General features: G+C 50.2%; 16 protein-coding genes. 3 read left to right on the top strand and 13 right to left on the bottom strand.

Annotated elements, in window-relative coordinates:
- Positions 1-57: 57 nt before the first annotated feature.
- Positions 58-2,682 carry a TonB-dependent receptor gene (locus JYB84_RS04290; protein WP_207322213.1) on the bottom strand — a complete coding sequence of 875 codons (2,625 nt, stop codon included), beginning with the start codon at positions 2,680-2,682 and terminating at the stop codon, positions 58-60.
- 410 nt (positions 2,683-3,092) lie between these two features.
- Between JYB84_RS04290 and JYB84_RS04285 the strand changes: the two genes are divergently transcribed.
- Positions 3,093-4,106: a LacI family DNA-binding transcriptional regulator gene (locus JYB84_RS04285; RefSeq protein WP_207322212.1), complete on the top strand. Its 1,014-nt coding sequence runs from the start codon at positions 3,093-3,095 to the stop codon at positions 4,104-4,106.
- Positions 4,107-4,111: 5 nt separating this feature from the next.
- On the opposite strand, the gene JYB84_RS04280 is transcribed toward JYB84_RS04285, so the two are convergent.
- Positions 4,112-5,401, bottom strand: a complete 1,290-nt coding sequence (locus tag JYB84_RS04280; protein ID WP_207322211.1) for an NAD(P)/FAD-dependent oxidoreductase — start codon at positions 5,399-5,401, stop codon at positions 4,112-4,114.
- Positions 5,402-5,621: 220 nt separating this feature from the next.
- Positions 5,622-5,960: a nitrogen regulatory protein P-II gene (glnB, locus tag JYB84_RS04275; protein WP_207322210.1), complete on the bottom strand. Its 339-nt coding sequence runs from the start codon at positions 5,958-5,960 to the stop codon at positions 5,622-5,624.
- Between the two features lie 236 nt (positions 5,961-6,196).
- Here glnB and JYB84_RS04270 point away from each other — a divergent pair, with 236 nt between their 5' ends.
- Both JYB84_RS04270 and JYB84_RS04265 read left to right on the top strand, forming a co-directional pair.
- The gene (locus tag JYB84_RS04270; RefSeq protein WP_207322209.1) at positions 6,197-6,706 is read left to right on the top strand and encodes a GspH/FimT family pseudopilin; all 510 of its coding nucleotides are present in this window, start codon (positions 6,197-6,199) and stop codon (positions 6,704-6,706) included.
- A gap of 124 nt (positions 6,707-6,830) precedes the next feature.
- Positions 6,831-7,313, top strand: a complete 483-nt coding sequence (locus JYB84_RS04265) for a GspH/FimT family pseudopilin (RefSeq protein WP_207322208.1) — start codon at positions 6,831-6,833, stop codon at positions 7,311-7,313.
- Between the two features lie 26 nt (positions 7,314-7,339).
- Here the strand turns inward: JYB84_RS04265 and JYB84_RS04260 are convergent, their stop codons facing one another.
- The 10 genes from JYB84_RS04260 to ileS all read right to left on the bottom strand — a co-directional run bounded on the left by JYB84_RS04260 (position 7,340) and on the right by ileS (position 18,568).
- Positions 7,340-7,633, bottom strand: a complete 294-nt coding sequence (locus JYB84_RS04260; RefSeq protein WP_207322207.1) for a TapY2 family type IVa secretion system protein — start codon at positions 7,631-7,633, stop codon at positions 7,340-7,342.
- Positions 7,630-8,031, bottom strand: coding sequence for a type IV pilin protein (locus JYB84_RS04255; protein WP_207322206.1), 402 nt, complete (start codon positions 8,029-8,031; stop codon positions 7,630-7,632). The genes JYB84_RS04260 and JYB84_RS04255 overlap by 4 nt, the downstream gene beginning before the upstream one ends.
- Positions 8,032-8,036: 5 nt before the next feature.
- Positions 8,037-11,594, bottom strand: coding sequence for a pilus assembly protein (locus tag JYB84_RS04250; protein WP_207322205.1), 3,558 nt, complete (start codon positions 11,592-11,594; stop codon positions 8,037-8,039).
- A 4-nt stretch (positions 11,595-11,598) separates the two neighbouring features.
- The gene (locus tag JYB84_RS04245; RefSeq protein ID WP_207322204.1) at positions 11,599-12,069 is read right to left on the bottom strand and encodes a pilus assembly PilX family protein; all 471 of its coding nucleotides are present in this window, start codon (positions 12,067-12,069) and stop codon (positions 11,599-11,601) included.
- 1 nt (position 12,070) lies between these two features.
- Positions 12,071-13,072, bottom strand: a complete 1,002-nt coding sequence (locus JYB84_RS04240) for a PilW family protein (protein ID WP_207322203.1) — start codon at positions 13,070-13,072, stop codon at positions 12,071-12,073.
- Between the two features lie 10 nt (positions 13,073-13,082).
- Entirely contained in the window at positions 13,083-13,625 is a 543-nt protein-coding gene (gene pilV / locus JYB84_RS04235; RefSeq protein ID WP_207322202.1) for a type IV pilus modification protein PilV, read from the bottom strand.
- 224 nt (positions 13,626-13,849) lie between these two features.
- Positions 13,850-14,779 (bottom strand): 4-hydroxy-3-methylbut-2-enyl diphosphate reductase, encoded by a 930-nt coding sequence (ispH, locus tag JYB84_RS04230; protein WP_207323091.1) that lies wholly within the window; start codon positions 14,777-14,779, stop codon positions 13,850-13,852.
- An 18-nt stretch (positions 14,780-14,797) separates the two neighbouring features.
- Positions 14,798-15,217 carry an FKBP-type peptidyl-prolyl cis-trans isomerase gene (fkpB, locus tag JYB84_RS04225; RefSeq protein WP_207322201.1) on the bottom strand — a complete coding sequence of 140 codons (420 nt, stop codon included), beginning with the start codon at positions 15,215-15,217 and terminating at the stop codon, positions 14,798-14,800.
- Between the two features lie 3 nt (positions 15,218-15,220).
- Positions 15,221-15,736 (bottom strand): signal peptidase II, encoded by a 516-nt coding sequence (gene lspA, locus JYB84_RS04220; protein ID WP_207322200.1) that lies wholly within the window; start codon positions 15,734-15,736, stop codon positions 15,221-15,223.
- Between the two features lie 9 nt (positions 15,737-15,745).
- Positions 15,746-18,568 carry an isoleucine--tRNA ligase gene (ileS, locus tag JYB84_RS04215; protein ID WP_207322199.1) on the bottom strand — a complete coding sequence of 941 codons (2,823 nt, stop codon included), beginning with the start codon at positions 18,566-18,568 and terminating at the stop codon, positions 15,746-15,748.
- Between the last annotated feature and the right edge of the window lie 11 nt (positions 18,569-18,579).

The raw sequence follows: 18,579 nt of genomic DNA, 5'->3' as shown, positions 1-18,579 counted from the left end.
TCACTGACCCATGACAAAAAAGCCTGGCAATGGCCAGGCTTTTCATCGGTTGCGTGATTAGAAGCGCAACGCAACACCCACCTTGTAACGGGCTTCACCATCGAAGCTCCAGGCCGGATAGTTGGCCTTGAACTCATTGATCACGTTTTCGTTATCAGCAGATGATATGCCCAACTGGATGCTGTCTTCTTCGGTGATATTGACCGCTTCGAAGGTTACATCCATGAATTCAGTCACAGCATAGCTGGCGCTGAAGTCAAGGGAGCCATAATCCTGATGCTCACGGTTACCGTAGAAACCGGGCAGTTCGCGGATCATATACTCAGAACGCCAGTTGTAGGCCAGACGGGCTGAGAAATCATCCATTTCATAGTAACCCACCAGGTTCACAGTGTGTTTGGATGAGTCCGAGAACACGCCTATCTGATCTGGATAGTTTTCCGCCGGGGAAGAGGCATCGGCAAAGGTGTAGTTGACCGAGTAACCAAAACCGTTGTCGAAAGCGTCCTGCAACTGCAGCTCGATACCGTCAATGGTGCCACCGGTGGCGTTATATTTCTCACTCACGGTCCAGCAATCATAGATACCCTCACCACAAGGGCTGCTGCCCTGGGTGATCAGGTTGGGATCTTCGATACCAATCTGCTGATTCAAGCGCTGACGGGTGGTGATAAAGGAGCTGATATCCTTGATAAAGTAAGTGGCAGCAAACAGACCTTCCTCACCAAAGTACCATTCCAGACTGATATCTGCCTGGGAGGCCTTGAATGGCTCAAGGGCAACATTGCCGCTGACCAGCTTCTCGTTTCCGGGCGTGCCATCGTTGTAACCGGGCAGTTTGCGGGTGGCAAAAAGATCGGTGTAGTTGGGGCGTGAAATCACCTGTGAAGCCGAAGCACGCAGGATCAGATCATCGGCCAGATCGAAGGCGATGTTGAGGCTTGGCAGCACGTCATGGTAGCTGGCTTTGTCTGTACTCAGAGTGTCGGCAAATTGTCCCTGGGCATTGAGGCCGTAATAGTCAGACTCAACGTCGGTGGAGATATAACGCAGACCGAAGTTACCGCGCACCCCTTCGGACTCGAAACTGGCCATGGCGTACAGTGCCAGGTTCTCTTCCTGCAGCGTGCCGTAACCGGACTTGTCGACTTCAAAACCACTGATGGCGGCATAGGCATCGGCAATCATGGCATCGTAATTCGGCTCAGGCAGAGTGAAGCCGGCGCCGGAAGACACAGTGCCCGAATAGTAGGCATCGGCATCCTTGGTGAGCACCTTGGACTCGTCAAGAATGGCCTTGTCGGTCTTCTGGGTCACTTCATGGTCGGCGTAGCTGATCCCGGTTTTAAATGCGGTGATGACGCCAAGGGACACGGGTACGGTCAGGTCAAATTGGGCGAAGGTTTCTTCATCCGTGTTGGGCTGCTTTTTCAAGGCCCAGCCGGCGGTGGACAGCTGACCATTGAAATCCTCAGCCCCGAAACTGTTATTGGCGATGTCGATAAGGATCTTTTCACCGGTAGCATCGTAGGTGCCGGCAAAATCAGCCGGTTTACCTATGGAATTACCATAGTTGGAAGTGAGATCGGTACCGCCTTCTGCCTCGGTACGGCCAATACGACCTTCAAGCTTATAGTTGTCGGCATCGTAGGCGAAATTCAGATCCAGGGTGTCCGATGTCATACTGGCCTTGCGCGCCCATGTCTGAGCCCAGGCAAAACCACCTTCATCGGTGTGATTTATTTTGGTGCACACCCCGGCCGCATTGACACTGGTACAGGTGTTTGTGCCTTGCTGGGTGGGGAACAGGAATATCGAGGTGTTGGCGTTATTGGCATCAAGCGCCAGATTCATATAGTTCAGGCCCAGCTCCAGCTTATCGTTGGGGCGGTATTGCAGGGCGATGTTGAGTGCCGTGCGTTCCCTGTCCTGTTGGAAAGTAGTGGGCACAATTTCGCCCCAACCCAGCAGGGATTCGATACCATTGCGCTGATAGTCGGTTTGAGCCAGGGAACCGGCCACCAGGACACCGAAACTTTCGTCTTCATTGGCCCAGCTGTACAAGCCTGATACCTGCGGATCAATTTCTTCCGATACCGTTCCGTAATCCCCCTTGGCGCTCAAAAAGACGGTGTTAGCTTCCATGTCCAGCGGCTTGCGGGTGTTTACAATCACAGTGCCACCTATGCCGCCCTCGGTCAGATCAGCCTGTGATGATTTGTACACATCTATGCCGCCTACCATTTCAGGTGGCAGCAAGGTGTAGTTGAAACTGCGATCTATGTCTTGCTGATCATACCAACCCGTGGATGCCACCGAATGGCCATTCAACTGGGTGCTGGTCAACTGGGCAGATGCACCGCGGATGGATACCTGCTGTCCCTGACCGAACTGACGGCTAACGGAGACACCGGGGATACGGCCCAGGGACTCACCCACATCCGAGTCAGGAAACTTGCCAATGTCTTCCGCGGTGACCGCATCGACCACGGCGTCAGAAAAACGCTTGGCGTTAACCGATGCCTTCAATGAGGCACGAATGCCACGAACTTCAATTCTTTCAATATTGGCTGATTGTTCAGCCGCCGCTTCGGCAGCTACTGCGCCAACAGATACCGCGCCGCTGAGCAGGATCGCAATATTGGTGGCGAGGGTACTCTTCTTAAAGCTAGATGGTCGCATCTCGTTTCCCTTCCATACTTGTTATCGTTTTTGGTATCCACAACCATTCCCACAGGAATGACAACGCTGTCATGTCTAGCGCAAACATTACACAATAATTAACAGTCTTGCCACAACAAAATGACCTGTTTCTGCAAAATGTCGGCATCGGGAACAAAAAATCAGATATCGATGATGGTAATAGTCTTTACTTAACAGCAAGTTAAAATAGGAGTTGATTGCTTGAACAAATTTCAATCCCCCCCTATCCAGCAGTTCATTGAAGGCGGCTGCAATTCAGCATTGCCAATCCCCTGAAAAGCCCGCACTATTAGCTGAATTTATTTCAATACCTCAGAATCGCAGCAACCATGCTGATAAGCCCCCATGGGGGCGGTAATTTGGCAGCGATATTCAAGAGTTCGGATCCCATGAAAGTCACTATCAATGATGTAGCCAAGTATGCGGGTGTCTCTATCAAGACAGTCTCCCGGGTGACCAACAATGAGCCATCGGTAAAGCAAGAAACCATAGACAAGGTTAATGAGGCTATTAAGGCATTGAATTATCAGCCTAACCTTGCGGCCAGAAACCTTGCCGGCACCAAGTCATACGTCATAGGTTTTATCTATGACAATCCCAATGCTTACTACATTATCGACATGCAAAACGGGATATTGTCAGCCTGTCGGGGTCGCGGTTATGAACTGCTTATCCATCCCTGCAACGCCAAATCAGAATCGATTTGTGAAGAACTGACAGCGCTGGTCAAGCATAGCCGCCTGGCGGGACTCGTACTCACGCCGCCGCTGTCAGAGGATCCCAGGTTGTTGCAGGCACTGGATGATATGGATGCCAACTATGTACGCATCATAGCGGGTTCGGGGGCTGAGGGTGCCAGGGGATTAACCGTACTGGTTGATGACCGCCACGGTGCAGTGGAAATTACCGAACATCTGATCAAACTCGGCCACAAGAAAATCGCCTTTATCAGTGGTGATCAGCACCACGAATCCACCAAGGAACGCTTTACCGGATTCGAACAGGCCATGAAACGCGCCAAACTCAGACTGGAAAACGATTACATCATTGAAGGCAACTATTCCTTCGAATCCGGGGTTGCGGGTGCCAAACAACTACTGGCTATGGAGAACAGACCGACTGCCATAGTAGCTTGTAACGATGAGATAGCCGCCGGGGCGCTGTTTGCGGCCAGATTGGCAGGCGTGGATATTCCGGCGGAACTGTCCATTGTCGGCTTTGAGGACAGCCCCTTCTCCAGGCAAACCTGGCCCAAGCTAACCACAGTCCATCAACCCAACCAGCGCATAGCCCAGATGGCCACTGAGCTACTTATCGACAACAGACGCGAGCAACAACAGCTGGCTCCGCGGGTGTTTACCCCGGAGCCCGTTGTGCGAGACTCCTCCGCCAAGCCGGCCTGACAGCCTCAGTGGAGTTTGAGTTTGGGCCTTTGCCAGCGAAGCAGCTTTTGCGCCAAACGGTACACCAGAGCAGAAAACCAGCCAAACAGGCTGGCCAGATGCCTCTGATACAGAGAGTTATACATAAATCGGGCAATGTGACCCTCGATAAAAAAGTCGCCTGAACGTAAATTTCCCATCAGGTTACCCACGGCGGAAAAACGACTCAGAGACACCAGGGAGCCGTAATCCCGATAGTGGAACGGCTTTTCGGCGCCATCCTTTAGTCTGGTCAGGATGTTCTGGTACAGGGTCGCAGCCATTTGTGACGCCGCCTGGGCCCGGGGCGGAACCGGTTGGCCATTGTCCATAATGAGGGACGCGCAATCACCTATGGCATAGATGTCGTTGTGGCCCTTTACCCGCATGCAGGCGTCCACCTCAACCTGATTTCTGCCATTGATTGGCAATTTGGTCAGATCTGCAAATACCTTCGGCCCCTTTATCCCAGCCGCCCAAACCTTCAGGTCGGCCTTTATCAGGGTGCCATCCTGGGTAACGAAGCCACTCTGGGTCACTTCCTTCACCTGAACCCCCAGGTGCAATCTGACACCGATACGATCCAATACCGCCTGGGCCCGACCGCTGACCTTATCGGGTAATTGGGGCAAAATCTTGGGCGCAGCTTCTATTAAATGAATATCAAGATGGTGCTTGGATATATTCTGATAACCGTATTCCCGCACAGACTCAATGACATGATGTAACTCCGCGGATAATTCAACCCCTGTGGCGCCGGCACCGACAATGCCTATGCTGAGACGTTGGTGCGAATCATTCAACAGCATCAGGCCATCAAGCAGGCGACGATGGAACAGCTCGGCACTGTTGAGGCTATCAAGAAAGATGCAATGTTTTTCGGCGCCCGGGGTATTAAAGCTGTTGGAAATCCCGCCAACAGCGAGCACCAGAAGGTCATATTGCAAGGTGCGGGGAGATAACAGCAATTCATTTTGTTCGTTGTACATGGCTGCCAATTGGATGGTCTTGGCATCGGGATCGCATTGCTCCAGCTCCCCCCTTTGATATCGGTAACCATTTTTCAGACCGTGATCTCGATAGAACACCCCTTCTACCGACTGATCGATAACACCAACCGCTAACTCATGCAGCTTGGGTTTCCAAATGTGGATTGGATTGCGGTCAATCAGGCAAATATCGGCTTCGCCCTTCAACCCCAAACTTCGTCCCAACTTCGACGCCAGCGCCAAACCACCTGCACCGCCTCCGACAATGACAATCCGTTTGCTTGTCATCCTAATCCACCTGTTACATCGGCTGAAAGATGTCCCTCTTTATACCACGACTTGCTTATAAAACAACTGCTTCTACAAGCCAGCCACAGGATCCATCACCAAAGACAGCAGCCACAACAAGATAAAACACCAACAAATGTCACACAGGAAAATAAAACCCCAAAGCAATTGAGTTTTGCCTTGGGGTTAAAGCATAAAACGTCGAATTTAAAAAAACTGGTTACACAGCTTCTTCGTTTTCTTCACCGGTGCGGATACGTATCACTCTTTCAATATCGGTCACGAATATCTTTCCGTCACCAATCTTACCTGTGCGGGCCGTTTCAACAATCACGTCAATGGCCTGGTCGAGCAACTCGTCTTGTATGACCAACTCAATCTTCACCTTTGGCAAAAAGTCGACCATGTATTCTGCGCCACGGTATAACTCAGTGTGTCCTTTCTGACGGCCAAAACCTTTTACTTCGGAAACCGTCATACCGGTAATGCCAATTTCCGCCAAAGACTCCCTGACATCGTCCAATTTGAAGGGCTTGATAATGGCTTCGACCTTTTTCATTAATTTGCTCCTGAGACTCACACTGGATTGCGCTGATAACGCTAGCTTAACATGCCAGCCGTCACCGGCAGAAGTCCAAAGCCAAGCTATTCGTCCTTTAACTCAAACACTCTGTTATTGGCAAAGTCGTTCTTAGCCGGAAAATCTCTAAAAACCCCAAAGCAAACTGCTTGGCGAACGCTACAATTAAAACTCAAATTGGCTGCGCCGCAGCGACTTTTTCAAGGATGAAGAAGATGAATATACGCCAAGGATTCACACTGGTGGAGCTGATGGTATCAGTATTGATCACATCAGTAATTGCTGCTATCGCACTCCCCTCCCTTAGTAACTGGTATCAAGCATCACGCGCCAATGCGAACATCGAAGCATTGGCATCGTTAGCCAAATTGGCCAGAAATCATGCAGTCAGTTATGGGGTGAGGGTCACAATTTGTCCCCTGGCATCAGGAAAATGCAGTAATGACTGGCGAGCAGAGTTAACCGCATTTACCGATCAAGGCAGCACTAACGAGTTGGATGGCACAGATGTAATTTTGAGTCGCTTACCAGCAGTAGAAGACGGCGATAGCAGAAACTACAGTCGTACTAGCTTACGGTTTTTAAGCGATGGACTCGCCAGCGGTGCCAACGGTACTCTGAAGTTTTGCCCCCAAAAGCCCGATAGTCCTTTTGCCAAAGCGCTCATTATCAATAATGCGGGCCGCATACGTAAAAGCTCAGAGTTTGCAAACTGTAATAACTAATCAACTTTCGTCAATATTTCCTTTAATGACAATAAATTGTCAGTAAATCAACTCCATGAAGAAGCTGATTTATCCCTTTACCTGCCTTATACTCACTGGATGTATTTCTGTGGGGAGTTAAGCAATGAACAATGCTGTGAAAGGTTTTACTTTGGTCGAATTGATGGTCACAGTTGTTGTCGTAGCCATTGTTGCAGCTATCGCCTTACCTTCACTGTCTGCTTTCTATGAGCGCTCTCGCGCGGACAGTGAAATCAGCAAAATTCGGGAAGCATTAAAGCTTGCCCGCAATCAAGCCTTCTCCTATGGCGCAACTGTTGGCGTATGCGCCTATGGCACAAGTGACTGTGGTACCAATTGGAATAAGGGGTTACGAGTCTACCTGCTGAAACCGGATAACTCCCAGGAGACACTTAAACTTATTGAAGGATTTCACAGCAATGATACTGTGAAAGGCGTAAGCATTACTTTCACATCTAATGGTTTAGCCTCCGAGGCAGCTACCTACATTTATTGCCCCGGCGGGAAGACGGATTACTCCAGAAGCGTCGAACTTTCAGTGACAGGCATTATTAAGAATGCTGCAGATGGTAAAAGCTGCACCTAAGCTAAGTACAGCCTTAACCTGTTTTGTTATTTCAGTGTTTTTTTATCAAGCCGCCGGGCTTGTAAACTGGAAAAGGATTTCCCCATCGGCACACACTCATGAACCTCTTTGACAAAGTTAGCTTTACCTTTCACATCTGCTAACTTCTTGCCAACAAGCTTTTGTTGATTTTCCTGTAAAGAATTGATTTCCCAACTAAAGAATAAAATCTTCTGTCCCTGACTGGCGGTCAGATAACATTTAAAATCCTGATAGCTTACAGCACCAGCCTCCGAAGAGAAAACCAGCGAAAGTAAGGACAGCATTAACAGTTTATTCATTTCCAACACTCCGATTTAGGCCCTTTTACACCCGCATCAGTAATAGTAAGACTCGTACATTCAGTATCCCGACTCGCCTGCCCCCCCTTGGGGGTCGCCGTAATAGTGAAACTGTCTGCACTGGTCGGTACTGCCGTATCCACAGAATAATGCCCGTTCTCAGTAATAAAGGGATCGGCTCCCAATCCGAGTTTGGTCATATCCGCAGTGTAGCTGCGATGATCCAGGTAATACTGCTCCTGAAGATTGGCTATGCGCATGACAGCAGCCTGTCCCTCGGAGCGGTTTCCTTTTGCGACATATTGAGTATATGAGGGGTAAGCAATCGCAGCTAAAATAGCCACGATTGCCACTGTGATCATTAATTCTAATAAGGTAAAGCCCTTCCGTCGGTTCATACTCGCTACTCATCAATATGGAAATATATTTTATTGGCGTTCAATCCGGTGCCTATATTAATGGTTCCCTTATACTGGCCGCTTTCATCAGCCTCCCCTTTACCCACACCTATAATATAGGCCTTAGGTTCCTCACCGTTTTCCGGTGCAGGGATCACTATCTGTGGAGTATCTGGAACCCGCTCACCCAACTCATAGTATACATGGCTGTAAGTTCTGGTTCCCTTATGTAGGTCAAATACATACAACCGCCCCTGTCCGGAGAGCCCACAAATACCCGCATCAATATCAACACTTGTACCACTGGGGGGGATAAATGAAGTGAAGTAAACCTTGCCATCAAATATCAGCGATGCCGACAGGGTCTTTTCACCGGCCATAGTGAAGTCGTAGTACCAACCTTTCTTTGTACCAAAATCGACATTTTCGGCGTCAGTTGAGGGCGCAGCGCTGGTTACATTATAAAGATCTGAAAGGGTCAAGGTCGTGGGAGGAGCATCACTACTGAAATGTTCGCTTACCACGTTCCTGTCCTGGAACACATAAAACATATCTACCGTATTGGTATCCAAAGGATGAGTCCGGTTACCCGAGCCAACGGTCACCGCATCGTAAGGTATGGTTTGATAGGTGATCGTCTCACCTTCTTTGTGCAAATTGGTAAACTGAGTTTGCGCCACTGTAGGTTCAGCAAAAAACATGCGATCGTTTGGTGCAGCACTGGCTATAGACGCGAATTTAAACACAGTCCATTCAGTACTGGTTTTACTGGCCAGGTCCATACGCCAAATGTTACCACTAATGTCTGTCGCATATATTCTGTCGGTAGTACCGTCGTTATTGCTGTCGAGCACGGCCACCTTATTGGGCACGGCATCCATACCTATTGCAGAAAACTTGCGCACCAAGTCCCCGGTAAAAGCATTTGCTATATATACCGCTTGTCCAGAGCCATATTTAGCGTCGCTATAACCTCCACCGAAAATAACGACAGGGCCATCTATCCCGGGAACCGTAGTTACAACAGGCTCTGACCAGGTCTGTCCCAGATCAGTAAATCCATCTTTGTCTGAATTGATAACCCAACCCAAAGCAGGCGCATCAGGTTTGGTAATATCCAAGGCATAGTAGGACGCACCTCCACGTCGCATCCCCACATAGACCCAGGCTTTAGTCACGGCACCGGATGAATTGGTTTCGGTATAAGCCACCGGGGAAGAATCCATGCCATAAACATCATGGCTACCAGTGGGAGTATTCTCTTTGAGCGTGGGTATATTGTGGATCAACTCTGCCGGTAAGAATGCCCATGACTCTTCTACCGACCCCACACTGTAATCGCCGCTGCCGGTATCTGAATCCTTGAACATATGCAGCAAGCCCTGGTTGGTACCAACCAGCACCCTCACATCCAAACTGGTTGTAGAAGGTCCAAAATTGATGGCCAATGGTTTGGAATGCAAGGGATCGCCCATAATGTCTTCCCGGGCTTCGGTGATATTCAAATCCCTGTCGTCGTCACCCACATCAACGCCATAAAGCCAATCCAAATGGACTTGTACCGCCACAGCCTCAGATACGGCAGCCGGGCTGCCAAGTAGGCCATACAATGTGGACTCAGAAACGCTGCCGATATCGGTTAAGCCTCCACCCGCATTGGTCAAAATCTTTCTCTGCTTCAACAATTTTTGAAGCCCAGGCAAGACCCCTCCGGCGATAACATTATTGCCATCGCTAAGACCTCGCGGACAACTATTCCAAAAGGTACAGGTCGAGGATGCAATATTGCCTTTGTCATCAATAGCATTGGCAGTAGGTCCAGGAGACACTAATTCACCGGAAGAGGTTACCTTCAATTTTTTGAGGTTCCCCTTCCACCGGGGGCCTTCACTCGGCAGGAACATGGCATAGTAAGCCGAATTATAGGTTTGGGTTTTATCAAAGTTATTGCTGGCAATACTGGGCGAGGTGAAGGAAGAATCGATGGCCAAAATTGACTTCAGGGCGTCATGCATCGCGCTTGCCAAGTCCATTTTATTCTTGGCCACGTAATAGCCTGTAGATATGCCAGGTTCAATTACACCATCAACCTCTTTCTCTATCCTTGGGTTTCCGCCTCGGAATGCAGCCTCTTCAAGCAAATCTGCAGCCTCTTCCGCGCCTTCGGAAAAGCCTATGGTGAAAAGTCGTACACTTTGTTTATTGTCAACCCCGCTGGCATCCTTTTTTCCGACTACCAGATCGTTGTTATACATGTAAGCCGCCAGTGCGGGTAGGTAACTGGTATGTGCAATGCCTGCAAAGTCCTTATAGGTGAAAGGGCTATAATCGCCTTTCTCCTTGGCATTCGCTGTTAACCCCTGAATCAAAGTATCTGCACTGGCATCCAGAGTCGGAGCGCCATCGGTAATGTAGATTACGTAGCCAACATCAGGACATGTCTTAAATGGGGAGGTATAATTACCGCTGGATATGATACTGGGCGGATTGTTAACTACATAACCATCAATTCTATCCTTAGGATCTTTAGCATTATTGGCATCCTTATTACCAAAGTGGATAGCTCCACCGCTAAAATACAGGTAAGCCTCATAGAGAGTCTCACACAAGGGCGTATTGGTCTGTGCCGGCATGCCATTTATCAAAGAAATAAGCGAATCCCTATTGGTAGCGGTCATTTCTTTAATAGCAGATACAATACGCCCGCCATCAGCATATCCCTCTTCAGGATAGTTAAGGTTAAATACGGCAAGACCCGCATCAATGGGAATGGAAAGGTTTTCCAGAGCCGTTTGTAACGCTTCTTTGGCAACATCAAGGCGCGACTTTACTCCGCCGCTGGATTGCCCCGCGGTGGTGGTGGTGACCCACTTGTACCAAACCAGATAGTGAGGTGTATATAAGGTGACAGGCTTGCCAAGCGGAATACCAACTTTCGCCGGCCTGTCTTTCACATACCCGCCTTTTACATTGGCAGGATAGCCATCAGCATAAGAACCATTACCGCCTGGGTTCTCAGGATCTGACTCCGTCCAATCCTGATAGCAATCAAAAATATCCTTTTGATTAAGACCATTATTGTCTGCCAAATCTTTCCATTCATAGGTATTGCCGCTGGATTTAAACTCCCAAAGATATCCTGTGTAGCGCCCCTGGGATGCCAAGGCCAATTGGGCCTGATGACAGTTGTTACTTACCTCGACAAATCGCCTAGCATCATTGGGGTCATCGGGTGTGGGCATGCTCCCGTTATCTATGCCACCGGCATTCCAATAAATCCCCTTGTTATTGATATATCCAGAATAGCTTGCAAGATATTCTTCAAACCCAGTGGCATAATTACAAGTGCCACTTGCTTCATCGGCAGCTGAGCAGTATGGACTCGAGGTGTTTTCATCTTCGGTTGACATACTGCCGGAGTTGTCAAATATAAATAGTACCTGGGGTCTTTTACCTGTGCTGACATCCGAACTTATCAAATAGAGCTCAGTGTCATCACCAAAACTCATACCAGATATCACTGTTAGTGAGGCTATTGCACTAAAAACTAATTTCTTAATCATGGCATCAGTTTCCTGTCAGTACCTGTTGCTCAATACCCGAAACAACCGTTAACTGTCCGAGCCCCTTGCGTCCAAAGGTAGTGGTTGTATTGATTTCTGCCCGCTTACAACTAATTAAATTGGCACCCGATGCCCGCGAACTTCGCTGGCATGAAACATCTTTGACTATCCCGCCCACTGCAGGGGTCGGCAGTGGTGTAATAACCGCGGTAGAGCGCAAGTCATCTCCTTCGCTATCATTCACAGTCGCTTTTAAACCGTCCGCGCTGAGATTCGCTAAGTTGGCACCACGGTTATCATTGATAACCTTGTCCTGAAAACCTTGAGCAAAAATAAAGGCTTCTATTCTTTCAGCACCGGCACCAGCCATTCTTAGGGACTGGCTGGAATTCATTGCCAGGGCCACGCCAATAACTGTCATGATAACCAGTACAACCAGTGCAAAAAAGAGCACCATACCCCGTTCTCTTTTCATATCAATTCCTTATCAGCATTGGATTCTCAAGCACTATGGTGCTGGAAACGACTTTGCGTCTAAAGTGATCTTTAGTTTCAGCAATCGGAATCGCCTTGTCGCCCAAGGTGTATTGCACATCATTGGTATAACTCTTGTCCTCATCTACTGCGCGCACCAACAAGTAAACTTGAATCGACACCAAGCGCTGAAACAACTCGTTGTCCCACATCTGGTCGGTCACATTTTCAGCCGAGACATACCTGTCGGCGGTATCATCACCATCATTATCATAGCCGTACATGATGCGCATATTCTCTATCCCTTCCACTAACTGCTCATCATTACTCATACCGGCTGTCGACAGTGTCTTGCGTCTTAGCTCCGGCACTTTATTTGCATTGACAGCGATGAAATAAACATGATGCTGATATTCCCAAAAACGCGCATTATCCAAGGCGGGAGCTCCGGCGGCGCCGTTAAAAAAGACAGCCTGATTGGCGGTCGTTGCCAGGTAATAGCGGTTGGTAAGTAAAGCCGCAGCAGCCGTATTCGGTCCAATCAACCTCTTCATCTGAATAACATCGGTTTTATTCTTGACGCCAGAGACATCTAAACATTTCAATTCCAATGATGCTGCAATTACTCCCTTTTCATAACCCCACAGCTTTCTGAAATGCGCTGGGGTATCCTTTGGGAAGGTCGCATTATTGGCACCGGCACCAATACAGTCATTAGTAACTGCAGCTGGAATAGAGGCATCTAAAGTGGTATTACCGTCGATAACAAAGTCGGTACCAGTGATGTCCCCCATAAAACCCAACTGGCTTAAGTCACGTTCCAAAATTGCCAGGGCAATACGGCCATTTTCCTGGATTTGACTGAATTGACTGGTAGTGGTGACGTTGGTTGCCGACATGGAAAAGATAGATAGTATGCCGGCAGATAAAAACAAACCTATGATCAGAGCCACCATCAACTCGACCAGCGAAAAACCTTGCTGTTTTTTATAAAAAGCGTACATCAGCATCGTCCTAGATGATCACAGTGTTAATAACATAGACGCGTCGTCGATCACTTTTAGTGCCGCAAGTTGCAGCAAGACCTGTGGTGCTGGTATCAACGGCATCGGAGACTGTTCGTATACCGCGCCAGGTTATCACCACCGTGACATCATTACCGGCAACACCTATACAGGCGATGGGGGTATCCAGGCCGCCAACTTTTTTGCCACCACTGATTTCCGCAGCACCCAAAAACAACTGCTGCCATTGATATAAATCCCAATCTTTGGTTTCTGACAAAGTGCAGACGGTAGCTGTGCCTATACATGGCTTGGCGGGAGCGGAAGAACTGCCATTATATGTGCCTGCATAACCAGCCAACTGAGTTCTATTCAGGCGCATCCGATTGATGATATCGTTCGCATAATAAGTCGCGTGAGTTTGTTGAAAAGACTCAAAATTACTCTGTTTGGCAACTGTATGCAGATTGAATATGCCAATGAGGCCTATCACCAGAATGACCAGTGAGACCATAACTTCGATCAGTGAAAAACCATTCCTGCTGTATTTCATCGGCGTCAAAACTCCGAAAAATGCCATTTTATTGACAAAAAATCTGGCAATTTATCCTTGCAAATCCGAATCTTAGATAGAGAACATCATACTACCTGTTAATCATAGATGAGTCGAATGTTAGCTGCCAGTAACAATAGCATCTAAAAGATTGATTCATTATATTCGGCTGCGTTTTTATACAAAAAAAGAGGCAAACGCCTCTTTTTATTGGTTTTGTGCTTTTACCTGAGCTCAACTGGCACGGCAAAGACGGTATCTTCCTTGCGTCCTTCCACTTCAACCACAGTGCTAGGTGCAATAAGGGTAATAGCATTAACCACCTGCTGAACCAGTATCTCGGGGGCAGAAGCGCCCGCTGTCACAGCGACCTTTTTCACCCCGCCAAACCAGTCAGGATCCACATCCTCGGCTGTATCCACCAAATGTGCTGCAGTACCCGCCTTTTTAGCCAGTTCCTTAAGACGATTCGAGTTGGAACTGTTCTTTGAGCCCACCACTATCAGCAGGTCCACCTCAGCGGATAGTGACCGCACCGCATCCTGACGGTTTTGGGTCGCATAACAGATGTCATCCTTGCGGGGACCTTCAATGGATGGGAAACGTTTTTGCAGGGCCGCAATGATATCCAGGGTATCATCAACCGACAGTGTGGTCTGGGTAACAAAGCACAGGTTATCGGGATCTTTAACCTGCAATTGCCCCACGTCTTCGGTGGACTCTATGAGGTAGACACCACCTTCAGGATTATCGTATTGCCCCATGGTGCCTTCCACCTCAGGGTGTCCGGCATGGCCTATAAGGATGCACTCTATTCCCTTACGGCTGGCACGGGTGACCTGCAGATGCACCTTGGTGACCAGAGGACAGGTGGCATCAAACACCTTCAAACCTCGGCGTTTTGCCTCGGCTCTGACCGCTTGGGACACTCCGTGTGCAGAGAAGATCACTATGCTGTTGTCCGGCACCTGATCCAGCTCTTCAACGAAGATGGCGCCCCTGTCCTTCAGGTTCTGCACCACATACCTGTTGTGCACCACTTCATGACGCACATATATAGGTGGTGAAAACAACTCCAGGGCCCGCTCAACTATGCTGATAGCCCGGTCGACCCCGGCACAAAAACCGCGGGGGTTGGCCAGAAGGATATTCATCTGTGGTGCCTGACTCATTTACAGTTCCTCAACCACTTCCAATTCGAAGGTCACAGTGTGACCAGCCAATGGATGGTTAAGATCCACAGTGACAGAATCTCCGGCTACCTCGCGAACTATGCCTGGAATTTCACTGCCACCTGGACCGGCGAAACTCAGGATAACCCCTTGCTCCAGTGTCATGTCTGCAGGAAAGCGGCTGCGATCCATGTGGTGAATGGCATCCGGATTCACGGCGCCAAAGGCATCTTCCGGTGCCAGGGTAAACTTATGATTATCCCCTTGTTTCAATCCTGCCAATTGAGCTTCAAACGCAGGACTCAGGCTGCCATCCCCTAAATTGAGGCGAGCGGGTTTGCCCGACGCTTTGGTGCTGTCGGCGGTAGAACCATCAGCCAGCACTATGTTCATGTGACACACTAAGGAACGAACCGACATTTATTACTCCTTGGCGGCCTTGCTGCCGTTATCGGCAGACTTTGACTCGCGAAAACTGTCGATGATGATCAGGGCGGCACCGATAAAGATCGCCGAATCCGCAATATTAAACGCCGGGTAATGACTGGTTCCCCAGAAAAAATCCAGGAAATCCACCACGAAACCGTGCTGTAAACGATCGATCAAATTGCCAATGGCGCCACCTATGACCAAGGTATAGGCCAAATTGCTGCGCCACATTGAGGCAGGCTGTCGTCTTAGCCACAGGGTCAGCAATAAACTGAACCCCAAGGCAACAAGGGCGAATAACCAACGTTGCCAACCACCGGCTTCGGCCAGAAAACTGAAGGCCGCACCTGTGTTGCGGGCGTAGGTCAGGTTGAAAAAGGGCAACAGGTTAAGCGTTTCCCTATACTCAAAATTGGCCATAACCCAGAGTTTGGAGGCTTGGTCCAATAGCAGTACCAAGGCCACAACCCAATACCAGCGCAGCCCGCTGTCTCTCAACTTCAGTGACATGTTCATCCCTTAGGCGAACTGACGCAGTTCACCTTCTCCCTCGATGTTGGTCACACAGCGTTGACACAGGGTTTCGTGGGAAGCAATGCTGCCAACCTCTTCACGATGATGCCAGCAACGTTCACACTTGGCCGCTTCCGTCTTGGCCACCAGCAATTTCAAACCGGCAAGGTCGGTAGTCACTGCCGCCTCAGGTGCAGCAGCTATGGCTTCAACCTTGGCATTGGAGGTCAGGAGTACGAAGCGCAGCTCGTCACCCAGCAAGGTCAATTTCTGCGCCAGCTCGGCATCGGTAAACAGGGTAATTGCAGCTTCCAGTGAGCCCCCCAGACGCTTGTCGCGGCGGGCCTGCTCGATTTCCTTGTTGACCTCGTCGCGCACGGCAATCAATTGCTGCCAGTAGTCATCGCTGAGATCGCCTTCGACTGTCACTGACGCCAGGCCTTGGTACCACTCTTCGGTAAATACATAGGCACTGCGCTCGCCCGGCAACAGTTGCCAGATTTCATCGGCGGTGAAGCTCAGAATTGGTGCAATCCAGCGCACCATGGCTTCGGCAATATGGAACAGGGCCGACTGACAGCTGCGACGGGCATGGCTCTCGCGCTTGGCCGTGTATTGGCGATCCTTGATGATATCCAGGTAGAAGCTGCCAAGCTCAATGGAGCAGAACTGCATCAGTTTCTGGGTCACCAGGTGGAAGTTGTACTGCTCGTATGCCTCGATAATTTCCTGTTGCAGCTTGTCGGCACGGCGCACCATCCAGCGATCCAGTGCCACCATATCTTCGAGAGCAATCATGTCACTGGCAGGCTCGAAACCGTTGAGGTTGGCCAGCAGGAAACGACCTGTGTTACGGATACGGCGGTAGGCGTCGGCGCTGCGATTGAGGATCTCATCGGATACCGTCATCTCGCCGCTGTAATCGGTGGCCGCAACCCACAGACGCAGGATGTCCGCGCCCAGCTTATTGGTCACTTCCTGGGGCGCAATCACGTTACCGATAGACTTGGACATCTTGCGGCCCTTGCCGTCCACGGTAAAGCCGTGGGTCAGCACCTGCTTATAGGGTGCCTTGCCATTCATGGCGGTGGAGATCATCAAGGACGACATAAACCAGCCGCGGTGCTGATCCGAACCTTCCAGGTACAAGTCCACCGGCTGACCATGAAACTCGGGGCGAGCAGCCACGACGGACGCAAAGGTGGAGCCTGAGTCGTACCACACATCCAGGGTGTCGGTCACTTTGCGGTACTGCGCCGCTTCGTCGCCCAGGATTTCGCTCTCTTCCAGATCCCACCAGGCTTGTATGCCCTGCTGTTCGATTCTGTGTGCCACCCGCTCCATCAGTGATACGCTGTCCGGATGCAGCTCGTCGGTATCCTTGTGTACAAACAAGGTGATGGGCACGCCCCAGGTACGTTGGCGCGAGATACACCAGTCAGGACGATTAGCCACCATGGCCTCGATACGACTCTGGCCCCAATCAGGGATCCATTGGGTCTTTTCTATCTCGGACAAAGCCGTGCTGCGCAGTCCCTGGTTATCCATGGAGATAAACCATTGGGGCGTGGCGCGGAAAATGATTGGTGTCTTGTGGCGCCAGCAGTGTGGATAGCTGTGACGGTAGCCCACATGATTCAGCAAGGCGCCCTTCTCTTTCAGCAACGCCACCACATTGTCATTGGCCTTGAACACATGCTGGCCGGCGAAGAAAGGCGTATCGGCCTTGTAAACACCGTTGTCACCGACGGGGTTAGCCACTTCCAGGCCGTACTTCTGGCCGATGACAAAGTCGTCCTGACCGTGGCCAGGAGCGGTATGCACCACACCTGTACCGGCATCAGTGGTCACATGGTCACCCAGGATCACTGGCACATCAAAGTCCAGGAAGGGATGGTTGAAGCGCATCAGCTCCAGCTCTGCCCCCTTGATACTGCCCAGCACGTCAAATGACTCGGCGCCATAGCGCTTCACGCAATCTTCGTGAAGCACATCGGCAACTATCACGGCGCGGGTCTGATCTTCCTTGGTGAAAGACACCAGTACGTAATCCAAGTCAGCGCTGATGGCCAGACCGCGGTTGGCAGGCAGGGTCCAGGGGGTCGTGGTCCAGATCACCATGGCAATATCGCCGTCATAGTGAGACACGCCAAACTTGGCCAGCAGAGCGGCCTTGTCGGTGACGCTGAAACCCACATCGATGGCGGGAGAGGTTTTGTCCTCATACTCCACCTCGGCCTCAGCCAACGCCGAGCCGCAATCGGTACACCAATGCACCGGCTTAACGCCCTTGTGCAGGTGGCCGTTAGAGATAACCTTGGCCAGAGAACGGACTATGTTAGCCTCGGTGGCAAAGTTCATGGTCAGATAAGGCTTGTCCCAATCGCCGAGCACACCAAGACGCTTGAAGTCTTCACGCTGGCCGTCAACCTGGGCGGCTGCATACTTGCGGCATTCCTCACGGAACTCGGCGGCAGAGATTTTCTGCCCTGGCTTACCGACCTTCTGTTCTACCTTGAGCTCGATAGGCAGACCATGGCAGTCCCAACCCGGCACATAGGGGGCATCGAAGCCGGCCATGGTCTTGGACTTGATAATGATGTCCTTGAGGATCTTGTTCACCGAGTGACCAATATGAATGCTGCCGTTCGCGTACGGTGGGCCATCGTGCAAAATGAATGGCTTTCGACCGATGCGGCTGTCACGGATCTGTTGGTACAGATTGTCCTGGGTCCAACGGGCCAGCATTTCGGGCTCGCGATTGGCCAGATTTCCACGCATCGGAAACTCGGTTTCCGGCAAATTCAAAGTATTTTTATAGTCGCTCATCGATCCTATAC

The sequence above is a fragment of the Shewanella cyperi genome (assembly GCF_017354985.1).
Taxonomy (GTDB): domain Bacteria; phylum Pseudomonadota; class Gammaproteobacteria; order Enterobacterales; family Shewanellaceae; genus Shewanella; species Shewanella cyperi.
The sequence above is the reverse complement of the archived record's forward strand: the minus strand, read 5'-3'. Positions and strand labels throughout refer to the sequence as shown.

Excerpts from the sequence above, each read along its gene's own strand:
- JYB84_RS04290 (WP_207322213.1), bottom strand. The coding sequence starts at position 2,682 with ATGCGACCATCTAGCTTTAAGAAGAGTACCCTCGCCACCAATATTGCG.
- JYB84_RS04285 (WP_207322212.1), top strand. The coding sequence starts at position 3,093 with ATGAAAGTCACTATCAATGATGTAGCCAAGTATGCGGGTGTCTCTATC.
- JYB84_RS04280 (WP_207322211.1), bottom strand. The coding sequence starts at position 5,401 with ATGACAAGCAAACGGATTGTCATTGTCGGAGGCGGTGCAGGTGGTTTG.
- glnB (WP_207322210.1), bottom strand. The coding sequence starts at position 5,960 with ATGAAAAAGGTCGAAGCCATTATCAAGCCCTTCAAATTGGACGATGTC.
- JYB84_RS04270 (WP_207322209.1), top strand. The coding sequence starts at position 6,197 with ATGAATATACGCCAAGGATTCACACTGGTGGAGCTGATGGTATCAGTA.
- JYB84_RS04265 (WP_207322208.1), top strand. The coding sequence starts at position 6,831 with ATGAACAATGCTGTGAAAGGTTTTACTTTGGTCGAATTGATGGTCACA.
- JYB84_RS04260 (WP_207322207.1), bottom strand. The coding sequence starts at position 7,633 with ATGAATAAACTGTTAATGCTGTCCTTACTTTCGCTGGTTTTCTCTTCG.
- JYB84_RS04255 (WP_207322206.1), bottom strand. The coding sequence starts at position 8,031 with ATGAACCGACGGAAGGGCTTTACCTTATTAGAATTAATGATCACAGTG.
- JYB84_RS04250 (WP_207322205.1), bottom strand. The coding sequence starts at position 11,594 with ATGATTAAGAAATTAGTTTTTAGTGCAATAGCCTCACTAACAGTGATA.
- JYB84_RS04245 (WP_207322204.1), bottom strand. The coding sequence starts at position 12,069 with ATGAAAAGAGAACGGGGTATGGTGCTCTTTTTTGCACTGGTTGTACTG.
- JYB84_RS04240 (WP_207322203.1), bottom strand. The coding sequence starts at position 13,072 with ATGTACGCTTTTTATAAAAAACAGCAAGGTTTTTCGCTGGTCGAGTTG.
- pilV (WP_207322202.1), bottom strand. The coding sequence starts at position 13,625 with ATGAAATACAGCAGGAATGGTTTTTCACTGATCGAAGTTATGGTCTCA.
- ispH (WP_207323091.1), bottom strand. The coding sequence starts at position 14,779 with ATGAATATCCTTCTGGCCAACCCCCGCGGTTTTTGTGCCGGGGTCGAC.
- fkpB (WP_207322201.1), bottom strand. The coding sequence starts at position 15,217 with ATGTCGGTTCGTTCCTTAGTGTGTCACATGAACATAGTGCTGGCTGAT.
- lspA (WP_207322200.1), bottom strand. The coding sequence starts at position 15,736 with ATGTCACTGAAGTTGAGAGACAGCGGGCTGCGCTGGTATTGGGTTGTG.
- ileS (WP_207322199.1), bottom strand. The coding sequence starts at position 18,568 with ATGAGCGACTATAAAAATACTTTGAATTTGCCGGAAACCGAGTTTCCG.